Source organism: Paenibacillus sp. J22P15, assembly GCF_056269345.1.
Map to the genome: position 1 here is coordinate 120,887 of NZ_JBWDNT010000003.1, position 22,572 is coordinate 143,458.

Here is a 22,572-nt window from a genome sequence, read left to right on the forward strand (position 1 = left end):
GCCATGCATATTGAAGTACGGAACCTAAATAAAAACTTTGGCGATTTTCATGCAGTGAAGGATGTAAGCTTTGAAATCGAAAAAGGTCATCTGATCGGCTTGCTCGGACCGAGCGGCGGCGGTAAAACGTCCATACTTCGTATGCTAGCGGGGCTTGAGTCTCCTTCCTCAGGTGATATTATTTTTCATGGCAAACGTGTTAATGACTTGCCGCCGCAGGAACGCGGCATTGGTTTCGTATTTCAGAACTATGCACTGTTTAAGCATATGACCGTATATGACAATATTGCTTTTGGTTTAAAAGTAAAGAAGCAGTCGAAGGAGCAAATTCGGGAGCGCGTCATGTACTTAGTGGAGCTTACAGGTCTTAAAGGCTTCGAGCATCGCTACGCACATCAGCTATCCGGCGGTCAACGCCAGCGTGTTGCCTTCGCTAGAGCGCTCGCGCCGGAACCGCAGCTGCTGCTCCTCGATGAGCCGTTCGCTGCTATCGATGCCAAGATCCGAACAGAGCTTCGGACTTGGCTGAAGGAAATGATTGAACGCGTCGGAATTACTTCGATTTTCGTTACGCATGACCAAGAGGAAGCTATTGAAGTAGCTGATGAAATTATGATTATAAGCAAGGGCAAGCTTGAGCAGAAGGGCAGCCCGTGGGACATTTATAAAAATCCGGAAACACCGTTCGTTGCGAGCTTTATTGGCGAATCCACCATCGTGGACAATATCTCACAGCTTAAAGGCTTTGAGGATGCAGCAAACCGCCCAGGTACAAAAGCACTTATACGGCCTGAATATATCGAGATTGGCAAGCCGGGAGAGATTAAGCTAGCTTCGGCCACGCTCGCTGGACAAGTGAAACATTTGCATTTCCGCGGCAGCGAGTGGATGGTCGAGCTGCTCGTTGGTGATACGAAGCTGATAACGTACCGTTCGCTCGAAAAGGATGTATTGCAACCGGGTGATCAAGTAAGGGTACTCGTGCACCGCGCCTATTTATTCAATGACAACGAAAGCTGGATTGCGGAAAATAAATTGAAGGTTGATCCAATGCCTATTCATATTTAACCAATAAGCTATGTAGAAAGAGTTGTATGCGAATATGAAAATCAATCTGGTAACAAGTCAGCGCATGATCATTATGCTGCTTGCTGCGGTTATGCTGCTCGTTGCAGCTGGCTGCGGTAAAGAGGAGCAGACGAATGACAATGGGGCTGGGTCTACCGTACAGGACGGCGATGTAACACTTGTAATCGGTGCATATGCGGTGGTGAAGGATGCTTTCGCGGATCTGCTGCCTGCATTCCAACAATATTGGCTGCAGGAGACGGGGCAGAAGGTTGTTTTCCAAGAATCATACGAGGCTTCAGGTACGCAAGCACGAGCGATAGTTGGTGGATTTGAAGCAGATGTCGCTGTGCTAGCTATGGAAGGCGATCTGGACAAAATAGCCAAAGCAGGTTTCATTACGCATGATTGGAAAGCTCAGAGCTATGGCGGAATGGTCACGAACTCGATCGTTGTATTAGGTACCCGTACCGGCAATCCGCTAGGTATTAAGGATTGGAATGATTTAACGCGCGAGGGTGTAAAGGTGCTTTATCCGAATCCTAAGACTTCCGGCGGTGCGCAATGGGATATTAACGCCATTTATGGTGCAGCTCTTAAGGAGTCAGAGGAGAAGACCGGTACGAAGGATGCGGCTTATGCCAAAAGTTTTCTGAAATCAGTTCATGCTAACGTAGAGTCACTTGATAAGAGCGGCCGGGCATCGATGGCTGCCTTTGAATATGGCGTTGGTGATGTCATCGTTACCTATGAGAATGAGCTGCTTGCTCGGATTAAGAGCGGTGTCAATTACGATATCATCGTCCCGAAGAATACGATACTAATCGAGAATCCAGCTGCCATTGTGGATAAAAATGCTGATAAGCATGGCGTTCGCAAAGTTGCTGAGGCATTTGTTGCCTATTTGCAGAGTGAGCAAGCACAGCATATCTTCGTAGAGCATGGATTTCGTGCGGTAGATGAGAAGGTTGTTGCGGACACGAAGGATCGTTACGAGGTGCCAGAAGGTCTATTTGATATTTCATATTTAGGCGGCTGGTCCGAGGTTAGAGAAAACCTTTATTCGAAAAAAGGTGTCTGGTATCAGGTGCTTGCTGATTTATAACAGCAGCATATAGATGTTTATAAATCGCCAAATAGGTCCCAAAGATGCTGGGGAGCAGTTAGCTGCTCCTCAGCATCTTTTATTTTGTTATATGGGCAGTTAATGAGTCGAACGTACTAAAAATCACATTCTGCTGCGAATGGTGTAGAACGAGAAAGATGCAGGCGCATGGAGGAGAACTGATGAAGAGAGAACCAAATTTGAGTAGAAGAAAGTTAAGAATAAAACGCTTATTGTTCATAGGAGCGGCCTTACTTATTGTCGTTATGCTTGGCGGATGGACGGCTTTTCGCGTCATGATCAGCAAACAAGATATTGGGCAGCTAGAAGTGCCGTTGCCCGCAGCTACGGTTTTGTATGATCAGAACGGAGCGGAAGCAACCCGTATTTCTTTCAATAAGATCGAAGAAATTGGTTATGCAGACATACCCAAGCATATGGTGGACGCTGTCGTTGCAGTAGAAGACAAACGTTATTTCGAGCATGCAGGAATGGATATGCGGGCGATTGGCCGAGCTTTCTGGGCGAATATCGCTTCAGGAGGTACGGTACAAGGCGGGAGCACAATAACGCAGCAGTTAGCCAAAAATGTCTTTTTGTCGCATGAGAGGACTTGGTCCCGGAAATGGGACGAGGTGCTTCTTGCTAAGAAAATTGAGGAAAACTACAACAAAGAAGAAATTATGGGGATGTACCTTAATCAGATTTATTATGGTGAAGGTGCCTGGGGAATTGATAGAGCTGCAAAAACGTATTTTGGCAAGGAGCCAAAAAAGCTAACCGTAGCGGAGGCTGCGCTGCTTGCTGGTCTCATCAAGGCGCCATCCGCGCTTACTCCTTATAAACATTTGGATAAGGCAATAAATAGAAGGAATATTGTTCTTCAGCTCATGAAGGAGCAGGCGTTGATCAGTGAGGATATATATAACAAGGCGATCTCTGAGCCTGTACAATTATTAAGCTCGAAACCTAACCGAGTAGATGACATTAGCTATCCTTATTATGTGGACCAAATTATTCGTGAAGCCACTGAGCAATATGGATTATCCGAAAATGAAGTGCTGCAGGGCGGACTGCGGATATACACCGCATTGGATACGAAAATGCAGCTGTCGGCGGAACGGGTGTATGCGAATGAAGCTCTATTCCCGAATAGTGCGGCAGACCAGCTTATCCAAAGCGGTACAGTGCTGATAGATCCGCGCGATGGCGGAATTCGGGCGCTCGTGGGCGGCAGAGGGAAGCAGCCGTTTCGCGGCTTTAACCGAGCTACACAGTTGAAGCGTCAGCCAGGCTCAACGATGAAGCCCATAGCTGTTTACACACCGGCACTGGAGCTTGGCTATAAGCCAAGTGACGAGCTTGTCGATGAACCAATTAATATTAACGGCTACGAGCCCAGAAACGCAGACGGTGCTTTTCATGGAAGAGTATCACTTTATGAGGCATTAATTCATTCTTATAATATTCCTGCTGTAAAAATATTGAATGAGATCGGAATTGAAAAAGGAATCGATGCTTCTAAACGTTTCGGTATTCCTTTGACTGAAGAGGATCGCACGCTCGGTCTTGCGCTCGGCGGGCTGCATGAAGGCGTATCTCCTCTGCATATGGCGGAAGCCTTTGGTGTATTCGCGAACGATGGTGTTCGCCAGGATGCGCATGCCATTACCCGTATTGAATCCGCAGACGGCAATATACTGGCTGAGTTTAAACAGAGTGAAGGCAGTGAGAAGGTAACGGAGCCTGAAATTGCTCGAACGATGACTGCAATGCTGGAGGGAGTCATTAAGGAGGGAACAGGCGGTGCTGCTGCGCTGGAAGGCCGTCCGATTGCCGGTAAGTCAGGTACGACACAAATGCTCGGAACAACGGGCTACGCCGCTAAGGACAATTGGTTTGTCGGTTATACCCCTCAGCTTGCAGGTGCGGTGTGGCTGGGATACGACCAGAGCGACAGCAGCCATTATTTGTCTACGAGCTCGAAGGCAGCACAGGTCGTCTTTCAAGCCATTTTCGCAGAAGCATTAAAGGACGAGCCGGTTATAGCATTTCCTAAAGCTCCTAATCTTTTGCCTAAGAAGAAGGATAAATCGAGTGTAGACGATGAACCTGAGAGCAAACGTGACAAGAAACAAGAAAAGGAAGACAAGAAGGAACGTAAAGAAAAAGAAAAGGAACGAAGAGAAAAGGAAAAAGAAAAGAGGAAGGAAAGAGATAAAGAAAAAGAACAAGGAAAGGGACGCGACCACAAAAAGGATGATGACAATGATTAGCAAGGGTTTCAGAGTTTAATAAGTGTCTGTGGAGGAGGTTCAGCCTGAAAGGTGTCAGCAACCTCCACACAGTAAGACACGTCGCACATTACTTACTTCCCTTTGGCAACCACAAACCCGACTAGAACGATCGCTAGACCGGCCCATGTACGCCATGATGGAAATTCCTTAAGAAAAATAAACCCCATTAGTAATGATATGAACATTTCTAATCCTTTCGAAGCAAGCAACACATAGCTCAGATTTCCAATTGCTTTATATCCGAACTTTATCCCATAACCAATACAGAGATTGGCGGTAAGGAACAAGGGCAGCGCCAGCAGCTGAAATTTTAATGTTGTCCAGAAATGAGGATCTATGTGTTTGCTTTGGTAGGAGAATGTTATATTTACTATGAGCAGGCCGGTGAGAAGAAGAGAAGAGCTATATACGTATTGCAAGTTGTCCTCCTTATTTTTTTGTCCTTTACAAATAATGTTTCCATCAACCAACATATTTATGATGAAAAATGCATTTGTTCAGTATCCGTTGTATAATGAATAAGCAGTGCACTATTTTTTGTATTGTTAATTAACTTTTGAATGAAGAGGGAGAGAAATATACGATGACAACAATGAATGTTTTTATTTCAAGCTGGCTAAACCATCGTAAAGTATTGCTTGCTATGTTGGATACTGTGCAAGAGGAGCAGCTTCAATATAAGCCATGGGAGAAAGCAATGTCTTTATCCGGTCTTGTTTTGCATATTAATGGTGCGATGGATATGTTCGCAAATACGGTGAAAAACGGCAAATTCACCCCTCCGGCAACAGCAAACGAAGTGAAGACGATTGAAGAGCTGAGAGCAATTGTTAAAGCGGATACTGATTCAACGAAAGCAGTGCTAGAATCACTGTCGGATGAGCAGCTCAAGCAACAGGTAGAATTCAGCGGCATGAACTTGCCGGGAATCGCTTTACTTGAAAGCGCCAAAGAGCATGAGATTCATCACAAAGGTCAATTGTTCGTCTATCTGCGTTTACTCGGAATCGAATCTTTACCTTTTTTCGTAAGTAAATCTTAGGCTGCGTAACATAGTGGAAGGAGTTCATACATAAGACCTTTGGTCTAATGAAACAACTCCTTCTTTTTTTTGCAAACTTAGGTCTAGATGCTCTTATCAATTTTATAGAATTGGAATGAAGCGACTATGAAAACAATAAATAAAATAGAACTAAATGCCGAGTTTCAAAAATTTATAAACCAAGAGATTTACATTCACAGCGAAGCGACCTCCTTCGTCTTTATTCGAAATTTTAAAGTTAATCTCACCGAAGTACATATTGCTGGCGAGGGCTCGTATCGCATTGCTCTAAGATTTGATGAGATGGGCTGGCTGCGTTCGGAAGCACTTACTCATTATGAGGTTGCAAGAGATGGGAAGCTGCTGTTAGCCGGTTTCGATGACAAAGGCAGGATGAACGTTGCTCTGCAACTTGGAAAGGAGCCTTTTCCGGAATGAGTGAAAAAGCGGTTAGCAGGTTATTAGCTGTGTTTGCGCATCCTGATGATGAATCCTTTATTTGCGGAGGAACACTTGCCAAGTATGCGAGCATGGGGGTTGAAATTACTCTTGTAAGCGCTACACGCGGCGAAATGGGACGTCGAATGGGGAACCCGCCTTATGTGAATAGAGAGTCTATGCCGGAGATTCGTGAACAAGAGCTGCGGAACGCTTGCGATGCATTAGGCATCCAGCAACTTATTTTTTTGGATATCCGCGACAAAATGGTTGAGTTTTATGATTCGGAGCGACTCATTGATAGAATAGCAGCTGTTATGGATGAGGTGCGTCCTGATGTTGTTCTTACCTTTCATGAGACACTAGGCGGACATCCTGACCATTGTGCAATCGGAAAAGCGGCCACTACAGCGTTCCATCGGACTAAGCAGCAGGGATCGCTTTATTTTATTAGCTTCGGTGATGTCATGGATGCTCCCGAAAGATTCGGCTATTCAAAGGAACAAATTGTTAAAATCAACATTGCCCATCATTTAGAAGCTAAGCTGGCTGCATTTCGTGCGCATCGCTGTCAAACCGAAATGGACGAATGGGTATGGGAATCGGATCATGAAGCATTAGCGAAGTTTGGCAAGTATGAGTATTTTATCGCGGGTAGTCAAGCCTCACTGCCGAAGGTTAAGGATGATTTATTTCAATGGTCGACTGGGCTATAAGTAACCTCTACATACGAAAGGGGCAGTTCGCATGCAGCTTTAGTTGCTTGCGAACTGCCCCTTGTTTTGTTTAATAAATCTGAAACACATAATGAAGCTAATATTTTATTATTTCACGGTTCTCATTTTCGTTGTTCTGAATATCTTAGATAACGAAGCCCTATTGTTGCAGGTACGCCATCAATCATTTTGCAAAACAATAGAATAGGGCAGCAGGAGGCATACAATTTGAAGGAAGTACGGAAGCCATCACGGAGAAACATGGAGAAGAACCACAGAAGCAGCGGTGATCTATTTGAAATTGAACAAACAATAGCGGAGTTGGAAATTTATTTGGAATCAAATCCGGATGATGAAATCGCTTTGGCACAATATGAGCAATTTCTGAATAAACGCGAGGATTTCACTTTCCTTTTAAGCGAGGGTTACGAGAAATCAGCTCTTTCTGTCATGCAGGCTTAATCAAATAGAGCAAGGATGTCAACATCATGGACATGCTTTTCGCTAGCAAGCCTTAGTAAGACGAACGGAATGATCTCTAGAACCGACAATGCACCAAAAAAAATGCCAGAGAACAGGCAGCTGTCTCTGGCATTTATTAATTCACATTAGCGTAAGATGAGACGAATTATATTAATCCAAAAAACTAATTGAAAATGATTTTCATTCGCTGTATAATGAGAAACGATATCACTTAAATGATACCAATTATCATTATCATCATTATACAGGGGGAAACAAAGTGAAAATGACAGGATGGAAGATAGGAATCATGACATTATTATTAGCAACAACGGTAGCATGCGGTAATAATGCGAATAAGCCAGAACAGGGAACTGAGAATACAGCAACAGAGCAGCCGAGTCCTAATGCAAGTGAAACTCCTGTTTCTGAAGCGAAAATAGAAGTAGATGAAACAAAGGCTGCGGAATTAATTGCTCAATTTAACAATCAAGTTCCAACATCGACTGTAACGATTTCAGTAGCGATCACGGAAATTCTAAATGAGCTGGGAATAGAGCCAGCAGGCGTTCCAACGACGAAAAGTAAACTGCCAGAAGCTTTCGACAGCATACCTCGTATAGGTTCTTCACATCAGCCGGATCTAGAGCAAATTGCAAAGCTGCAGCCTGGTGTTATTCTTGGACCAAGCTCAATTAAGGAGAGCCTCGAGAAATCCTTTAAACCAGCGAACCTGCCAACGGCGTATCTGCCAGCTGATTCTTTAGAGGAACTGAAACTTAGCACGGTAGTGCTAGGCCGAGTATACGGCAAAGAGGACAAAGCAAGCGAGGTATTGCTGAAGCTGAATGAACAAGAGAATGGAGCGATAAAGCTTGCAGAGGGCAAGGATTCTCCAAGCGTTATGCTGCTATTCGGTTCAGCTGAATCATTAATGTTTATGAATGAGGATACGATCGTAGGCAGCTTGGCGAAGAAGCTAGGTGCGACCAACGTATTATCCGACGTATTGAAAATGAAAGAAACTTACATACCGCTAGATATGGAGAGTATCGTAACTGCCAATCCTGATATTATACTGCTCGTTGCTCATGGCGATCCATCTGCCGTAACGAAGAAGCTTGAAGAAGATGTGAAGAAGAACGGTGCATGGGAAAAGCTGAACGCATTCAAAAATGGAAAACTGATCGCACTTGATTACAATCTGTATGGAATTGCCTCATTGGTAAATGCGCCGAATGCATATCAAGATATGGCTAACATTTTATACAACTAATGAGGGGGAGCTTAGAGGTGACGGATTACAAAAAGACGAGAACAACGACGCTTCTAGCTCTCTCGTTTGTATTGCTAATCGTAGCAATCTTGTTCTCGGTTGGATTAGGCAGCGCTAAGTTTGACCTTGTCTCTACATTTCAGGCAATCATGGGAAATGGAAATGAAGCTGCTAATTCTGTTTTGTGGGATATTCGTATCCCAAGAGTATTTCTAGCATTAATTATTGGTGCGAATCTAGCGGCATCCGGAGCGCTGCTTCAAGCGGTAATGTTAAACCCGCTGGCTGATCCTGGACTTACAGGCGTGTCATCCGGCGCAGCAGTTACGGTTCTATTCATTATGCTGGTTATGCCGAGCTACTCTTCAATGATTCCGTTAGCAGCTATCCTTGGCGGCGGATTTGCAGCAGCAATGGTCTACGCATGGGCGTGGAACAAGCAAACCGGATTTACACCGGTTCGCATCATACTGTCGGGAGTTGCAGTGAATGCGGTTTTTGGCGGCGTGATTGGCTTGCTCTCCATTAAGTATAGCGATAAGCTGCCTGGTGCATTGCAATGGATGAATGGAAGTCTATCTGGCAAAGGAATGGGAGACGTGCTTGTCATATTACCCTATTCTATTGCAGGCTGGATTGCCGCAATCCTCTGTATTCGTCAAGCAAACATTTTACGCCTCGGTGAGCAAGTAGCACATAACTTAGGACAAAATCTTAGTCGGATTCGATTTATGCTCTCATTCGTGGCTGTTTTTTTGGCAGCTGTCTCCGTGTCGACGGTGGGACTGGTTGGTTTCATTGGCTTAATCGTTCCACATATGGCACGTCTATTGATTGGTACAGATTATCGGCATACTTTGCCGCTTAGTTTAATATTAGGAGCGTTAGTTCTCTTAGTTGCAGATACGATTGGTCGCACGGCTTTCGGTCCTGTAGGGATACCCGCTGGTATAGTCATGGCATTAGCGGGAGGGCCTTACTTCCTCTATTTGATGAGAAAGGGAGGGGTATAATTTGTTAAAGGTCCAGTCATTGAATATCCGTTATGCGGATCGAACAGTTGTGAGTGACTTTTCACTGGATGTGAATGAAGGTGAAGTCGTATCTATTATCGGACCAAACGGCTCTGGCAAGTCTACTATTTTGAAGGCTGTCTCAAGAATGATTCCTTGCGAAAGCGGACGTGTTTGTATAGCAGACCAAGAGCTTCGCTCCTTAAGCACAAAGCAGGTGTCGCGAATGCTCTGTATGCTTTGTCAGAAGAACGTCAGCCCATCAGATATGACGGTGGAGGAATTGGTTGGTTATGGCCGCATTCCACATAAGAAGTGGTATGAGCGTCTTGATGGCGAGGATTATGAGGTTGTGAACTGGGCGCTGGAACAAACGGGTATGATAGAATTCAAAGATAGGCTTGTCGTCTCTCTTTCCGGGGGAGAAGCGCAAAAGGCATGGCTCGCGATGGCACTAGCACAACGACCTAAAGTGCTGCTGCTTGATGAGCCTACAACCTATCTGGACATTGCACATCAGCTTGAAGTGCTGGAGCTGGTTCGCAGACTTAATCGTGAATTGAAGCTGACCGTAATAATGGTTCTTCACGATTTGAATCATGCAAGCACGTATAGCGACAGGGTATGTGTTATTAAAAACGGGGATAAGCATGTATTTGGCAAGCCGGAGGACGTATTTACGATGGAGCTGATCCGCAGTGTCTACGGCGTGGAAACGGAGATCCAACAAATGGCGGAAACATCGAGCCCCCGAATTCACGTGTTAAAAAAATCTAATGAGAAGAGTGGGGATGACGAATGAAGGCTATGGACATTGAAATGATCAAGGTGCAATATTTGAATTTTACGGACAGCGTGAAGTCGGTCGTGCTGGGTACAATTGATGAAGACGGGAAGCCGTTCGTTTCATATGCTCCTTTTGTTAAATTTGACGGAAAACTATACATTTACATAAGCAAAATTGCACATCATTTCCGTTACATGGAGCAAAACCCGTCCGTTGACGTTATGCTGCTTGCAGATGAGTCACAAACAACGAATTTATTTGCTAGACAACGTGCGCGCTTTGTATGCAATGCTGTCAATATTGGCAACGAAGGCCATGAAGAAGTATTCGAGCGGTTTGAACAAACCTTCGGCAAAAACATGATTGGGATGCTTCGCGGCCTCGATTTCTCATTGTTTGAGCTGACTGCTTCGGAAGGCCGGTATGTAGCAGGCTTCGGTCAAGCATACGATATCGACTTGTCAGGCGAGAAGTTTGAGCATGTAGCAAGAGATGGACACGCACAAGCGAAGAAAGCTTAAGAAGAGGAGCGGACTTTATTATGACAATTACAACGGTATTGCCTATTTGGCGTGCTATTCAGGAACGATTCCATAAAACAGTCAAAGCACTGCCCGAACAGGATTTGACTCTAAAGCTTGGAGTGCACTCTATCGGCTATATGCTTAGACATAACGCGGAGGTAGAGTATATGTTCGCGGATTGGTTCTTCGGTAAGAGCATGCCGGAGGGGCTTGAGATTGCGACGAGTCGGGGAGCTGCTGGCAGCAAAGCAACCTTCGACAATCTTCAGGAATTAGTTGAACTCTTAGAGTCATCAAACGATCATTTAATTCAAGCGATGAATGACCTTCCTGAAGAGAAATGGCATCAAGCCGTCGAATCCCCGTTAGGTGCATCCACTCCGCTCGAGGCAGTCGGCCGCCTAATGTACCACACTGGCATACATTCAGGTCAAATTTCTCTTATTCAGAAAAACGCTCCGAAGGAGCAATAAACAACTTAGAGGTTCATGATACAAGTCTCAGAGATGATTCTCTGGGGCTTTTTTTTGTTGGTCATACTGATCTGGGATGTAGAAAAAAGGGAATTTCTCGATAGTCTCGAATAGGAAAGTAGGTAAGGGGTGGAAGAGTAATGGTGAATATTATAATTAATAGATGGAAAATCGTACTAGCAACTATAATATGACTCTTTGCCTTCTGCGCAGTACCACTTATAATATATATGAATAACATTGGGATGGATAATATTAAGCTTGTTGTTGATTTATTCGGTTAAAGATGGTTAGAAAAAAATGAAAATGGACATAGAGGGTGAGAGGCATTCAAGATTTTATATCATTACATCTTTGCTTCGATGGCGTAGGACAAGAAATTGAGGTATTAGATGTTATTCAACTGGATGATAATTTATATCGGATTGAGGAAAATCCTGTTTTTACGGAAAATGTTGCTTACGGGGACGTCATTCGTGTGAAAGCGTTCGAGGACGTTTCCATGTACATAGAAACGATTGAAAAATCGACGTTTACAAGATATAACTGGCTGCTCAGCAAAGAGGTCATCTATTCGTTAGAGTTGAAACTGTTAAAAAATAAAATCCGCGAAGGGCAAGGTAAGTCGCAGCAAGTGTTTGGCGGTATTTTCATTGTGAATCTGCCTAAACATTCGGATATTGATATTAATAATGAGGTACAAAAGGTTATTGCAGCAGTTGGGAAATAAATAGACAAGCAGTAATGAAGGAGGTAGTTTTAGTGGAGCTTGGATTAAACGGGAAGATCGCTATTATTACGGGTGGGAGCAAAGGGATTGGACTGGCTACGGCATTGCTGCTGGCTTCAGAAGGAGCAGAGGTTGCCATTGTTGCTCGGGAGGTAGAGTCGCTGCGCAGCGCTGCGGAGCAAATTAAGGAACTGACAGGCAAAGAGGTATTAGCAATAAGCGCTGACGTATCACGGCCGGAGGAGGCAGCTCGAGCGGTTGCTGAGACTGTAGAGCGATTTGGCGGTGTCCAGATTCTTGTTAATAATGCAGGGACCGCTGCGGCACGGCCATTCGAGCAGGTGGAGACTGATGCATGGACAGCGGATCTTGATTTGAAGCTGCTAGGAGCAGTTCAATTTGCGCGTGCAGTGTTGCCGCATATGCGCCAAGCAGGCGGAGGAGCTATCGTCAATGTGACTGCGATCGGCGGTAAAACGCCAGGGGCGTCATCACTGCCGACTTCCGTTAGCCGTGCGGCAGGTCTGGCGCTTACTAAAGCGATGAGCAAGGACTTGGCGGCTGACCAAATCCGTGTAAATGCGGTTTGTATTGGACTTATTCGCAGTGCCCAAATCGAGCGGATGTGGCAGGCGAAAGCTCCTGAGCTTAGCTGGGATGAATTCGCTGCTGACAAGAGTCATGGCATACCTTTGGGACGAATCGGAAAGGCACAGGAAGCAGCGAATGTCATTGGTTTCCTCGTATCTGAAGCTGCATCCTTCGTGACAGGTACTTCTGTTAATATTGATGGAGGTATTTCGACAGTGCTATAGTTGGTTGTGTTTTGAGAATTATTAATATATGGTATTTGCTAAATTCATAAAAGTATACTACCATTAAATTATAATGATTCTAAAAGTAAGCCTTTACATATAGTGGAATTTATTGTTGTATAGGCTTTTCAATAAAAGGAGGTAGCTTAGCATGTTAAACATCACTGCGGAAACGGATCGCATAAATCGACATTTGATGGCGAACGGATATAAACTGACGACACAGCGTGAGATTATATTGCGAGTGCTGCTTGAGAACGAAAAAGATCACTTGAGCGCTGAAGGGGTCTTCATGCTCGTGAAGCGAAAAAATTCTGAGATCGGTCTAGCGACCGTATATCGGACACTCGAGCTACTGGCCGAGCTTCATGTCGTTGAGAAGATGAATTTTGGGGATGGTGTAGCTCGTTACGATCTTCGCGGTGAAGATCATGAGCATATGCATCATCATCTGATCTGTGATAATTGCGGCTCACTGACTGAAATTAAAGAGGATTGGCTGTTAGAGATTGAGCAGAGGATTGAAAGGGAGTTTGGCTTTATTGTTTCCGACCACAGGCTTGATTTTACAGGTACCTACAAGTCATGCGGCAAGGGCGAGTGCAAGCGATCACGTAAAGCTGTTTCTTAATGAACTTATAAAGAGGAGGCCTGTCCACTAAGGTGGAGCGGCCTCCTTATTGTGCATACAATCATCAAAAAGGCAGTAACAGCGATGATCGAGCAATTGTCTCAACGATCATCGCGATGGCAAAACATTGCAAGCCTCTATCCGCAAGCGTTATAGAGGAACGATTCTTCATGCCGTCACGGTTAGAGGTATAGAAAGAAAAGGCTGTCTCACAGGGTCATTGACCTTTGCGAGACAGCCTTTAATTATGTTCGACTAATGGCATTTCTTATGCAATTTCGGCAGATGCATGCTTTATCTTTGAGCGCAACAGGGACGGCTTCAAGCAATTCTTTGGGAATGTCATACTGGAAGCACCAACAATTTTGAGCCGCGGGGTCAGCTTCCATCTCACAATTATTCGGTTCGTTGCAAAGGGGACAGTTCATAAAGGCTCTCGCCTCCTAGCATTATTCTGCGGAAGCTTGAAGTACGTACTTCTCGATAACGTGGCGCACGCCTTCCTCATTATTCGAAAATGTAACATAGTCTGCTATATCCTTCAGCGATTGAGTTGCGTTGCCCATGGCTACACCAAGACCTGCTGCCATAATCATCTCATGGTCATTCCATGCATCGCCAAGCGCGATCGTTTGATCCATTGTACAACCGAGATGCTCAGCTAGAAATCTAAGAGCATGTCCTTTTGTACCTTCCTTGTGCATAAACTCAAGATAGTGTGCCTTGGACTTTGTTATATGCACGCGATCTCCAACGAGGGGCTTAAGCTGCTCAGCAACCTCGTCGAGACGAGCGGGATCGTCGATAATAAGCATTTTGTTCATCGGAAAGTCCAGCAGCTTGTTGAAGTCAGTTTCTATTTTGTATGGGATATTTACAAGCTCAGAATAAGCTCTAATTTTATCATTATCCTCTGTGCCGTAAAGCTCATCATTTACGTAAAGCTGCAGATGCAGACCGTTCGCTTCCGCGAAAGCGTTAATCTCCTTGGCCGCGTCAATCGGTACGTTTCTTTCATATAATACTTGTCCATCCAGCAGTGTTTTGACGAGGGCTCCCTGATAAGTAATAATAGGAACATTAAGTTCAATTTGCTTGGCGATCTTTTGAGCGGAAGCAAACATACGGCCTGTTGCAAGTGTTACGGTTACACCTTGTGCAATAGCAGCCTCCATGGCACGCTTAGTGCCTTCCGTTACGGTTAGGTCATCCGTTAATAATGTGTCGTCAACATCAATTGCGATAAGTTTATACATACTAGCAGTAAAGCTCCTCTCCAGCTCTCTATATTTAAGATTAGGTTGATTGTAGCTAAAATGACCCGGACATTCAAGACTCATAAAACTAGGTGTATGCTTTCGAAGTAAGTTTTGCTTCACAAAACTTTGTAGGAGATGAACAGATGAAATATTTTACATCAGAGACTGCGAAACAACGATTTCTAACTTACTGCGTAATGGGGGCAGCTTTGTTTACAGCTCTTGGCTTCGCTATAGGATTTCTATGGATGGGAAATCAATATCCTATGTTGAAGGAGCCAACTTTCAAACAATTTTCGGTTTCCTACAATAAAATTTTGAATGATTATTTAAACGGGGCTGAACCAAAGAAGCTGATCAACGGAGCAATAGAAGGTATGGTCAGCTCGCTCGAGGACCCTTACTCTCGTTATTTGGCGGAGGAGAAGGGCAGCCAATATACGCAATCTTATGAAGGAGAAATATATGGGATCGGTGCTGAAATACGGGAAGAGGAAGGACAGTTCGTCATTTCAGGACTCACGAAGGGGGCTCCTGCCGAACGAGGAGGCTTGCTCCCGGGCGATATTCTTATCTCGGTAGATAATCAGAAGCTGAACGGGAAGACGTTTCAAGAGCTGCTGAGTATTGTTAGAGGAAAGGAAGGAACGTCAGTCTCACTGCAAATTCAAAGGGCGAATCAAGCCGAACTGGTTAAATTAACGCTGAAGCGGGAAGCGATACCGGTGCATACGGTAACATCCGAGCTTCTCGAAGGCGGCATCGGACATGTAACCATAAGCCGATTTGCAGAGAAAACAGCAGAGGAATTCGAGGCGGCAATTACTGAACTGCAAGCGAAAGAGCCTCTTAAGGGCTTGCTGCTTGATATGCGTTCTAATCCGGGGGGCCTGCTGCAACCGACGATTAAGATTGCAAGTACACTTATTCCGAAGAATAAGGTGATTCTGAATGTCGTGTACAAAAACGAACGGCAAACGATTTCCTATAAATCTGATCAAGAGAAAGAATGGACGGTTCCGATTGTTGTGCTTGTAAATGGACAGTCTGCGAGCGCGAGCGAGGTACTGACGGCGGCATTGAAGGAGTCAGCAGGAGCAACAGTCATTGGAGAAAAAACGTATGGTAAAGGTGTAGTTCAAGCTTTTAATCAATTTAAGGATGGCTCAGTTTTGAGCTTAACAGAAGCGCAGTGGAAGACACCTGGCGGTACTTGGATTAACAAAACAGGGGTATCTCCTGATATTGCGGTTGCTCTTCCTGAGTTTACGAAGTTAAGGCCGCTGGCGATCGGCACACATATGAAGATCGGAAGCTATGGCGAGGATGTGAAGACGCTGCAGATGATGCTGAAGGAGCTAGGTTACACGCCTACGGGTCAAGAAGGCATGTTCGACAAGCAAACGGCAGAGGCACTTCGGAAATTCCAGACTGCGGAGAAGCTTGAAGTCACTGGCAGCTTTAATGACAAAACAGGATACCAGCTGCTGCAGCGTCTTCGCGAGAAGTTGGCACGCGAGGACAGCCAACTGTTAAAAGGGCTAGAGGTTCTTAAAAATCGCAGTTGACAACGGGGATGATAATCATTATCATCAAGTAGAGAGTAAATCCTTCGTTGCGCTGCGGGGTGAATGAGATGAGGAAGATCAAATATTGCAAACGGAATCTCAAGAACGGTTTGGAGCCGATTTATAAGGCAATGAAAAATCGATATCCGGATATTAAGCAGAAGAAAAGTGATTGTCTTGGCGATTGCAAAACCTGCAAGCTGGAGTGCTTCGTCGTGATCAAGTCGAAGACGGTAAGCGCGCCGTCTGCTGAGAAGCTCTATAAACGGCTAAAGAAAATGATTGGATAGCTACATAAATTGAGTAAATTCATAGGAACGGCATTTGCCGTTCTTTATTTTTTTATGTTAGAATAAGTACAATCTAGGAAAATAGAGGTGCATGAGCATGAATGATGGATTGGCAAAAGCATTAAATGAACAGATGAATTTTGAATTTTATTCAGCGCATGTGTATCTTGCAATGGCGGCTTACTGTTCAGGTGAGAGTCTTGACGGGTTCGCTAACTTCTTCATTGTACAGGCGGAGGAAGAACGGTTTCATGCAATGAAAATATACAAGTTTCTAAATGATCGTGGTCGTCGTGTCACGCTAACTGCTATTGGAGAGCCAAATAACAATTACTCCTCCATTCTTGACACGTTCGAGCAAGGTTACGGACATGAGCAGCAAAATACAAAACGCTTTTATAATTTATCTGACCTTGCACTCAACGATCGCGAGCACGCGACAATCAACTTCCTCAAATGGTTCATAGATGAACAGGTTGAAGAAGAAGCATTGTTTGATAGTATTATCCATAAGCTGAAGCGCATCGACAAGGACAGCAATGCATTCTATATGCTTGATGCTGAGTTTGCAGGACGCTCCTTCACGCCGCCAGCAGTGTAGTCAAGAGTGAAAAGTAAGAGGTCATCCTCTCCGTAGATTATTCTACTGAGCAGATGACCTCTTTCTCTTTTGTCACTGAATGTAGTGTTCACGCCTTAAGCAGCTGCTCAACGACCTGATCCGCGGCCATCGCTGTGGAGATCGCTTTCTTATTTGCGATTTCAAATATATTCGTCAGCGTGCCATTGATTCTCTCGACATTCTTTTGCGCTATTGCAGTATTCCCGCCATCAAGCTCAACCGACGTTACGATAATACCACCTGCATTTATAACATAATCAGGAGCATACAAAATACCAAGCTCATACAGCTTCTCGCCATGTCGCTTTTCTGCTAATTGATTGTTAGCGGCGCCTGCAACAATACTGCAGCTCAGCTGCCCTAATGAGTAATCATTCAAGACGCCGCCTAAGGCGCATGGAGAAAACACATCGCAAGGTATGCGCATAATGTCACTTGGCTTACAAGGGCTTGCTCCGAAATTCTCGACCACCTTTTTCATGCGCTCTGGATCGACGTCTGTGACGACTAATTTGGCTCCTGCATGCTTCAAATAACGGCAAAGCTGATAGCCTACTTTACCTAAGCCTTGAACAGCAACGATTTTATGTTGAATTTTCTCGGAACCATACACACGCTTGAGAGAAGCTTTGATTCCGAGGAAAACGCCATAAGCGGTCATGTTGGCGGTTAAATCATTTACGGCTCCGAGCGATCCAGATACATCCGTCACATATGAAGTCTCAAGACGAACCCAGTCCATATCCGTAACATTCGTGCCTAAGTCCATCCCTGTAATATAGCTTCCTTGCAGGTTTTCGATATGCTGGCCTAATGCCCGAAACAACACCTCGCGCGAGCTTTGACCGGGCTGGCTGAGAATCACTGCTTTGCCCCCGCCGTAAGGAAGTCCAGAGATTGCTGATTTATAGGTCATTCCTTGTGCTAATCGCAGTGCATCTTGAATGGCGGCTTCATCGCTTTCATATTGCCACATTCGGCAACCGCCGAGAGCAGGACCAAGCTTCGTACTGTCAATTGCAATTATAGCCTTCAACCCAATAGAACGATCATGGAGGAAAATGAGCTGCTCATAGCTTTGTTTCCATACATCCAAGTGGACTCCTCCTTTGAAGCCCTGAATCGTGCTTCTTGTACGTAGTGTATTCATTTTTGCTTAATGGGGCTACAATTCAGTTCACAACTGTATTGTAAAATCAAAAAAAAAAAAATGAGAGGTTAGTATGATCATAATCATTCTTTACCAGATTTAACTGTGAATATTTGTTATCCTATTTATTGAGATTAGGGGAGATCGTAATGAAAGAACAACTGACAGAGCCTATGATAACGGGACATTCCATTTTTTTGCGTCCAGTTCGGGAGTCTGATATGGCGGCTTATTTTCAGTTTTTGCAAGATGCTGAGATGAACTTACTGACTGGCTCGCAACAAGAATTTACTCGTGAAGAAGTTGCAGCATGGATCCGAAAAATAATTGTTATAGATGGGGATCGTATTGATCTCATGATTATATTGAAGGAAACAGACGAGCTGCTGGGTGAGGTTGTATTAAATGAAATTGATGCGATAAACCGGAGTGCAAACATACGTATTGGCATTCAAGGGACACAGCATCGCGGCAAAGGTTATGGTTCGGAAGCGTTGATTCATATGCTGCGATACGGATTTGAAACGCTGCAGCTTCATCGGATTCATCTGGGAGTCTATGCTTTTAATCCGCGTGCTATCCACGTATATGAGAAAATCGGCTTTCAACGCGAGGGAGTAGAACGGGATGCTCTCTATATGAACGGGGAGTTTCATGACTTGATCACGATGTCTATTCTAGAGGATGAGTTTCGCGTCATATATGGAGCGGAGTCCTGAGAATAATAGGTAAGCGTCGCTCCAACTGAAATAGATCTAAAAAGTAGACCTAAATTCATTAAACTAACCTTTTTGAGGAAAATAGGACTAGAAAATAGACTTACGCTTTCTCATAACCTGCCAAATGAGCGTATATGCGTCGTCCTAGTAAATATAGATCTAAAATCTAGACTTATTCTTATCAAACTAACTCTTCCGGCAAAAATAGGTCTAATAAATAGACGTAATGCTGCTCACCAACCACTAAGTTAAACACATATGCTGTTCGGATAAAAATGGCGGTGCAGGGATAACTCCTGCACAGCCATTATTTCATTCGTTTTGTTCAAAGAGACTCTCTTTAATTTTCCACTTCGTTATGATGGAGCGCAAGGAAGGAATCGACGAGATCGGGATCAAAATGCTGCCCGCGCTGTTCACAAATATAAGCAAGCGCTCGTTCTTCGGTCCATTTTTCTTTGTACGGACGCGTACTGGTTAATGCATCATATACATCGACTACTGCAACGATGCGTGCTTCAATAGGAATGTTTTCACCTGCAAGCTGATGCGGGTAGCCGGTACCGTCCCATTTTTCATGATGGTATAAAATAATGTTTTTTCCCATTTCAAGCTCATGTTTAAATAAATCGTCAGTAAGCTCGGCGTAAATTTTCTCAATAATATCAACGCCGATTTGCGTATGCATCTCAACAATTTGACGCTCATAATAGGCGAGGGGGCCGGGCTTGTACAGAATGCCCTCAGGAATGCCTGATTTGCCGATATCATGTAAAATACTTGCATGCGAAATCCGGTTCACGGACTCTTCAGGCCAGCCCAATTGCATTCGTTCATTATGGAAATGGGTAAGTCGTTCTGTTAATTCACGTACGCGTACGAGATGCTGCTCGATACCGGGATCGCGAATTTCGCAAGAAATGGCCAGTACTTTCAGCATGGAGCTTTGTATGGAGCCGATACGTTCCTCAGGTAAATAAAAGCCGCTCTTTAGTTTCTCCAATTCACGGAAAATGCCGATATAGTATACGATCCCATCACTGTGCATTGGTGTTATTGTGATGGAGGAATGCCAGATACTGCTGTCTCTTCGCCGATTGGTCAGGACGCCAGACCATGACAAGCCTTGTTTAAGCGCCAGCTTCATTTGGTCATGTGTTTCTTTCGGTGTATAGGATGTACGTAAAATGCCAGCTTTTTTACCCGTTATTTCTTCCGAAGAATAACCGGTAATTTTCTCGTAAGCAGGGTTTACGGCCAAAATTTGATGCTCTATATCCGTAATGATGACAGCGTCTGCTAATTTGAGATATTGGACTAGTTGATCATTCATGCTGCTAATCGTCGCTCCTTATTTCTTTCTCTTAGGTAATATCTTCGTTCCTTGCTCCATCAAAGACTGACATATAGGACAAGTCCGCGACACAGACTGTGAATCCTCGTAGGTAATGATCCGCTGCCACACCTCACAGGAATTACTTGTGCACAACCATGCAAGAGCTGACTCGGATTCGCCGTCTTCTTCCTGTCCTGACATGAAAGCTGAGCGGATGAACCGTGATAATTCTGCCGGCTTCCCTCGGTACAGAGCAGGAGAACTGATATACAACTCTTCTTGCGCTCTTGTGACAGCAACATAGGCGAGTCGCCGTTCTTCCTCCAGCGCTTCAGCAAGTGCGTTATCCCCTGTTTGGATTGAGCTCCGATCACTATGTTTGTCTGCAGCAAGTGCAGAGCTATGCGGTAGAATACCTTCAGAAGCGCCGATAACGAACACAATAGGAAATTCGAGTCCTTTGGATCTGTGAATCGACATCAGCGATATTGCGCTGCGGTTATGATTATGCTTCTGAAGCTGCTGCACGGCAGCATGCTTGTCCGTAATATCATCAATATAAGCGAGAAAAGCCTCGATCGTATCGTAGCTGCTTGCAGCGGCTTCGAACTCATCCAGTACTTCCTTCAGCCCTTCTTTATGCTCCGTCATTTCATGACGCTTGCTCGTTTCGAGAAATTGGTCATAAAAGGATTGGCGAAGCTGCATAATAGCTTCAGATGGTTTTATTTCAGCTAATGTTTTAATAAGCTTGATGCGCTCTTTGATTTTGTCCTTTTGAAATTCCTTTATTTGTGGAAATTCAAGCAAGTGAATAAGCGGCCATTTCTTTGCACGTTGTTTGTCTTGATTCCAGATGAAAGCCATAGCCTGCTCGCGATTGACATAAAGCGAAGGAAGCAGGATTTCCATCGCATCGAAATTCCGCCGGTCGAGCGCCAGCCGCAGATGCGCAACTAGCGGCTTTATGGCCCATTGGTCATAAAAGAGCTGACCGTCGCCGAAATCGATGAAAGGAAGCTCCTTCGTGAGCAGCAGTTCGATGAGTGCCCTACTGCTGCTCGCGGTACGGAACAAAACAGCAAAGTCGCCATAAGAGCGCACGCCTTGTTCAATTTGCGTCGTAATGGTATCGACAATGAGCTTCGCCTCGTCCTGTGTCGTCTTGAGACGTGCATAGGAAGGGCTGACACCTTTGGACTTGACAGCTGAAAGCGATTTTTCTTTACGCAGCTTATTATATTGGATAATGGCGTTGCCAAGACCTACGATTGTGCTAGTTGATCGGTAGTTAATATCTAGCACATAGGTAATCGCTTCTGAATACTGATGCTCAAAATTCAATATATAATCGTTTTTGGCACCGTTAAAAGAATAGATTGTCTGGTCATCATCGCCGACGACCATGAGGTTGCGGTGCTTGTCTGCGAGCATTTGCACGAGAACGTATTGCACTTGATTCGTATCTTGGAATTCGTCGATCATGATGTACTGAAATCGCTGCTGCAGTGTAGCAAGCAAGGATTTATCATCCTTAAGAAGCTTGTAGGCTTCGAGCAGAAGATCATCGTAATCGAGCTTATCCATCTCCTTCTTCCACTGTTCATAACGTGTGAAGAGCAGCTTTAACTCTCTTTCCTCCGTTGTAGATGTGGGAAGATCCTCGATGTTGATCATCTGCAGCTTAATCGCAGAGAGCTGTGCTAGCAGTGTTTCGGGCTCGTAATCGTTTTGCAGCATAAGCTCTCTCATCAACCGTTTGAAAAAAATATGTTTTTGACCGGTTTCGCCCAAAATACCTTGGCGGTAGCCGCGGCCGCGGAGCAGCTGGAGGCAGAAGGAATGAAAGGTGCGAGCCTCTACACCGCTTGCAGCTTGCGGGTTAAGAACAGGAAGTGCGCGAATGCGGCTGCGCATTTCATCGGCTGCTTTTTTGGAGAAGGTCATCAATAAAATATGCTGAGGCATCACGTCTTGTACAGCAAGCAAATAAGCTGTTCGGCATACGAGCACAGATGTTTTACCCGATCCAGCTCCTGCCAGCGTAAGTGCAGGACCCTGATTGTGGCGAACGGCGGCAATTTGAGACCTATTGAGTGAAATGCCGTATTGCTCTAACGCACGGAAAAAACCAGCATCCTTCTGGCGGGCATCAACAAGCTGACGGCTTGTTTCAGCTTCCGCTTGCGGGGCAAAAGGAACCTGACTGTTCCGTATGCCTATGGGGAATGTATAATAGACATTACTCACT

The 22,572-nt window shown here is 44.8% G+C and carries 25 protein-coding genes; 19 read left to right on the forward strand and 6 right to left on the reverse strand.

Annotation, left to right across the window (positions count from 1 at the left end):
- Positions 1 to 3 precede the first annotated feature (3 nt).
- The 3 genes from AC0YN6_RS08865 (at position 4) to AC0YN6_RS08875 (ending at position 4,449) form a co-directional block, all read left to right on the forward strand.
- Entirely contained in the window at positions 4 to 1,068 is a 1,065-nt protein-coding gene (locus AC0YN6_RS08865; protein WP_475746400.1) for a sulfate/molybdate ABC transporter ATP-binding protein, read from the forward strand.
- A 34-nt stretch (positions 1,069 to 1,102) separates the two neighbouring features.
- Positions 1,103 to 2,173: a sulfate ABC transporter substrate-binding protein gene (locus tag AC0YN6_RS08870; protein WP_475746401.1), complete on the forward strand. Its 1,071-nt coding sequence runs from the start codon at positions 1,103 to 1,105 to the stop codon at positions 2,171 to 2,173.
- Positions 2,174 to 2,355: 182 nt separating this feature from the next.
- Positions 2,356 to 4,449 carry a transglycosylase domain-containing protein gene (locus AC0YN6_RS08875; protein ID WP_475746403.1) on the forward strand — a complete coding sequence of 698 codons (2,094 nt, stop codon included), beginning with the start codon at positions 2,356 to 2,358 and terminating at the stop codon, positions 4,447 to 4,449.
- Between the two features lie 92 nt (positions 4,450 to 4,541).
- On the opposite strand, the gene AC0YN6_RS08880 is transcribed toward AC0YN6_RS08875, so the two are convergent.
- Complete coding sequence (locus AC0YN6_RS08880; protein WP_475746404.1) at positions 4,542 to 4,889, reverse strand: hypothetical protein; 348 nt, start codon at positions 4,887 to 4,889, stop codon at positions 4,542 to 4,544.
- Between the two features lie 164 nt (positions 4,890 to 5,053).
- On the opposite strand from AC0YN6_RS08880, the gene AC0YN6_RS08885 reads away from it, so the two are divergent.
- The 12 genes from AC0YN6_RS08885 (at position 5,054) to fur (ending at position 13,377) form a co-directional block, all read left to right on the forward strand.
- Positions 5,054 to 5,512 carry a DinB family protein gene (locus AC0YN6_RS08885; protein WP_475746405.1) on the forward strand — a complete coding sequence of 153 codons (459 nt, stop codon included), beginning with the start codon at positions 5,054 to 5,056 and terminating at the stop codon, positions 5,510 to 5,512.
- Between the two features lie 126 nt (positions 5,513 to 5,638).
- Entirely contained in the window at positions 5,639 to 5,950 is a 312-nt protein-coding gene (locus AC0YN6_RS08890) for a DUF1806 family protein (RefSeq protein ID WP_475746407.1), read from the forward strand.
- Complete coding sequence (locus AC0YN6_RS08895) at positions 5,947 to 6,666, forward strand: PIG-L family deacetylase (RefSeq protein WP_475746408.1); 720 nt, start codon at positions 5,947 to 5,949, stop codon at positions 6,664 to 6,666. Before AC0YN6_RS08890 ends, AC0YN6_RS08895 begins: the two co-directional genes overlap by 4 nt.
- Before the next feature lie 228 nt (positions 6,667 to 6,894).
- Positions 6,895 to 7,128, forward strand: a complete 234-nt coding sequence (locus AC0YN6_RS08900) for a hypothetical protein (RefSeq protein WP_475746409.1) — start codon at positions 6,895 to 6,897, stop codon at positions 7,126 to 7,128.
- 286 nt (positions 7,129 to 7,414) lie between these two features.
- Positions 7,415 to 8,404: an ABC transporter substrate-binding protein gene (locus tag AC0YN6_RS08905; RefSeq protein ID WP_475746849.1), complete on the forward strand. Its 990-nt coding sequence runs from the start codon at positions 7,415 to 7,417 to the stop codon at positions 8,402 to 8,404.
- A gap of 17 nt (positions 8,405 to 8,421) precedes the next feature.
- The gene (locus AC0YN6_RS08910) at positions 8,422 to 9,417 is read left to right on the forward strand and encodes a FecCD family ABC transporter permease (RefSeq protein WP_475746410.1); all 996 of its coding nucleotides are present in this window, start codon (positions 8,422 to 8,424) and stop codon (positions 9,415 to 9,417) included.
- Between the two features lies 1 nt (position 9,418).
- Positions 9,419 to 10,219, forward strand: a complete 801-nt coding sequence (locus AC0YN6_RS08915) for an ABC transporter ATP-binding protein (RefSeq protein WP_475746411.1) — start codon at positions 9,419 to 9,421, stop codon at positions 10,217 to 10,219.
- Positions 10,216 to 10,725, forward strand: a complete 510-nt coding sequence (locus tag AC0YN6_RS08920; RefSeq protein ID WP_475746412.1) for a HugZ family pyridoxamine 5'-phosphate oxidase — start codon at positions 10,216 to 10,218, stop codon at positions 10,723 to 10,725. Before AC0YN6_RS08915 ends, AC0YN6_RS08920 begins: the two co-directional genes overlap by 4 nt.
- A 20-nt stretch (positions 10,726 to 10,745) precedes the next feature.
- Positions 10,746 to 11,201 carry a DinB family protein gene (locus AC0YN6_RS08925; protein ID WP_475746413.1) on the forward strand — a complete coding sequence of 152 codons (456 nt, stop codon included), beginning with the start codon at positions 10,746 to 10,748 and terminating at the stop codon, positions 11,199 to 11,201.
- A 319-nt stretch (positions 11,202 to 11,520) separates the two neighbouring features.
- Positions 11,521 to 11,931 carry a DUF4265 domain-containing protein gene (locus tag AC0YN6_RS08930; RefSeq protein WP_475746414.1) on the forward strand — a complete coding sequence of 137 codons (411 nt, stop codon included), beginning with the start codon at positions 11,521 to 11,523 and terminating at the stop codon, positions 11,929 to 11,931.
- Between the two features lie 32 nt (positions 11,932 to 11,963).
- Complete coding sequence (locus tag AC0YN6_RS08935) at positions 11,964 to 12,746, forward strand: SDR family NAD(P)-dependent oxidoreductase (RefSeq protein ID WP_475746415.1); 783 nt, start codon at positions 11,964 to 11,966, stop codon at positions 12,744 to 12,746.
- Positions 12,747 to 12,897: 151 nt separating this feature from the next.
- Positions 12,898 to 13,377, forward strand: a complete 480-nt coding sequence (fur, locus tag AC0YN6_RS08940; protein WP_475746416.1) for a ferric iron uptake transcriptional regulator — start codon at positions 12,898 to 12,900, stop codon at positions 13,375 to 13,377.
- A 245-nt stretch (positions 13,378 to 13,622) separates the two neighbouring features.
- On the opposite strand, the gene AC0YN6_RS08945 is transcribed toward fur, so the two are convergent.
- Positions 13,623 to 13,805 (reverse strand): cysteine-rich CWC family protein, encoded by a 183-nt coding sequence (locus AC0YN6_RS08945; RefSeq protein WP_475746417.1) that lies wholly within the window; start codon positions 13,803 to 13,805, stop codon positions 13,623 to 13,625.
- A gap of 21 nt (positions 13,806 to 13,826) precedes the next feature.
- On the reverse strand, positions 13,827 to 14,633 hold the full coding sequence (locus AC0YN6_RS08950) for a Cof-type HAD-IIB family hydrolase (protein ID WP_475746419.1): 807 nt from the start codon (positions 14,631 to 14,633) through the stop codon (positions 13,827 to 13,829).
- A 146-nt stretch (positions 14,634 to 14,779) separates the two neighbouring features.
- Here AC0YN6_RS08950 and AC0YN6_RS08955 point away from each other — a divergent pair, with 146 nt between their 5' ends.
- From AC0YN6_RS08955 to AC0YN6_RS08965, 3 genes are all read left to right on the forward strand, one after another.
- Entirely contained in the window at positions 14,780 to 16,204 is a 1,425-nt protein-coding gene (locus AC0YN6_RS08955; protein ID WP_475746420.1) for a S41 family peptidase, read from the forward strand.
- 68 nt (positions 16,205 to 16,272) lie between these two features.
- On the forward strand, positions 16,273 to 16,494 hold the full coding sequence (locus tag AC0YN6_RS08960) for a DUF1450 domain-containing protein (RefSeq protein ID WP_475746421.1): 222 nt from the start codon (positions 16,273 to 16,275) through the stop codon (positions 16,492 to 16,494).
- 97 nt (positions 16,495 to 16,591) lie between these two features.
- Positions 16,592 to 17,095, forward strand: coding sequence for a ferritin (locus AC0YN6_RS08965; RefSeq protein ID WP_475746422.1), 504 nt, complete (start codon positions 16,592 to 16,594; stop codon positions 17,093 to 17,095).
- Between the two features lie 88 nt (positions 17,096 to 17,183).
- On the opposite strand, the gene AC0YN6_RS08970 is transcribed toward AC0YN6_RS08965, so the two are convergent.
- Entirely contained in the window at positions 17,184 to 18,212 is a 1,029-nt protein-coding gene (locus AC0YN6_RS08970; RefSeq protein WP_475746423.1) for a Leu/Phe/Val dehydrogenase, read from the reverse strand.
- A 203-nt stretch (positions 18,213 to 18,415) separates the two neighbouring features.
- On the opposite strand from AC0YN6_RS08970, the gene AC0YN6_RS08975 reads away from it, so the two are divergent.
- Positions 18,416 to 18,985, forward strand: coding sequence for a GNAT family N-acetyltransferase (locus AC0YN6_RS08975; RefSeq protein WP_475746424.1), 570 nt, complete (start codon positions 18,416 to 18,418; stop codon positions 18,983 to 18,985).
- 340 nt (positions 18,986 to 19,325) lie between these two features.
- Here AC0YN6_RS08975 and AC0YN6_RS08980 read toward each other — a convergent pair whose 3' ends face one another.
- Both AC0YN6_RS08980 and AC0YN6_RS08985 read right to left on the reverse strand, forming a co-directional pair.
- Complete coding sequence (locus AC0YN6_RS08980) at positions 19,326 to 20,318, reverse strand: HD domain-containing phosphohydrolase (RefSeq protein ID WP_475746425.1); 993 nt, start codon at positions 20,316 to 20,318, stop codon at positions 19,326 to 19,328.
- A gap of 18 nt (positions 20,319 to 20,336) precedes the next feature.
- Positions 20,337 to 22,571, reverse strand: coding sequence for a UvrD-helicase domain-containing protein (locus AC0YN6_RS08985; RefSeq protein WP_475746426.1), 2,235 nt, complete (start codon positions 22,569 to 22,571; stop codon positions 20,337 to 20,339).
- Position 22,572 lies beyond the last annotated feature (1 nt).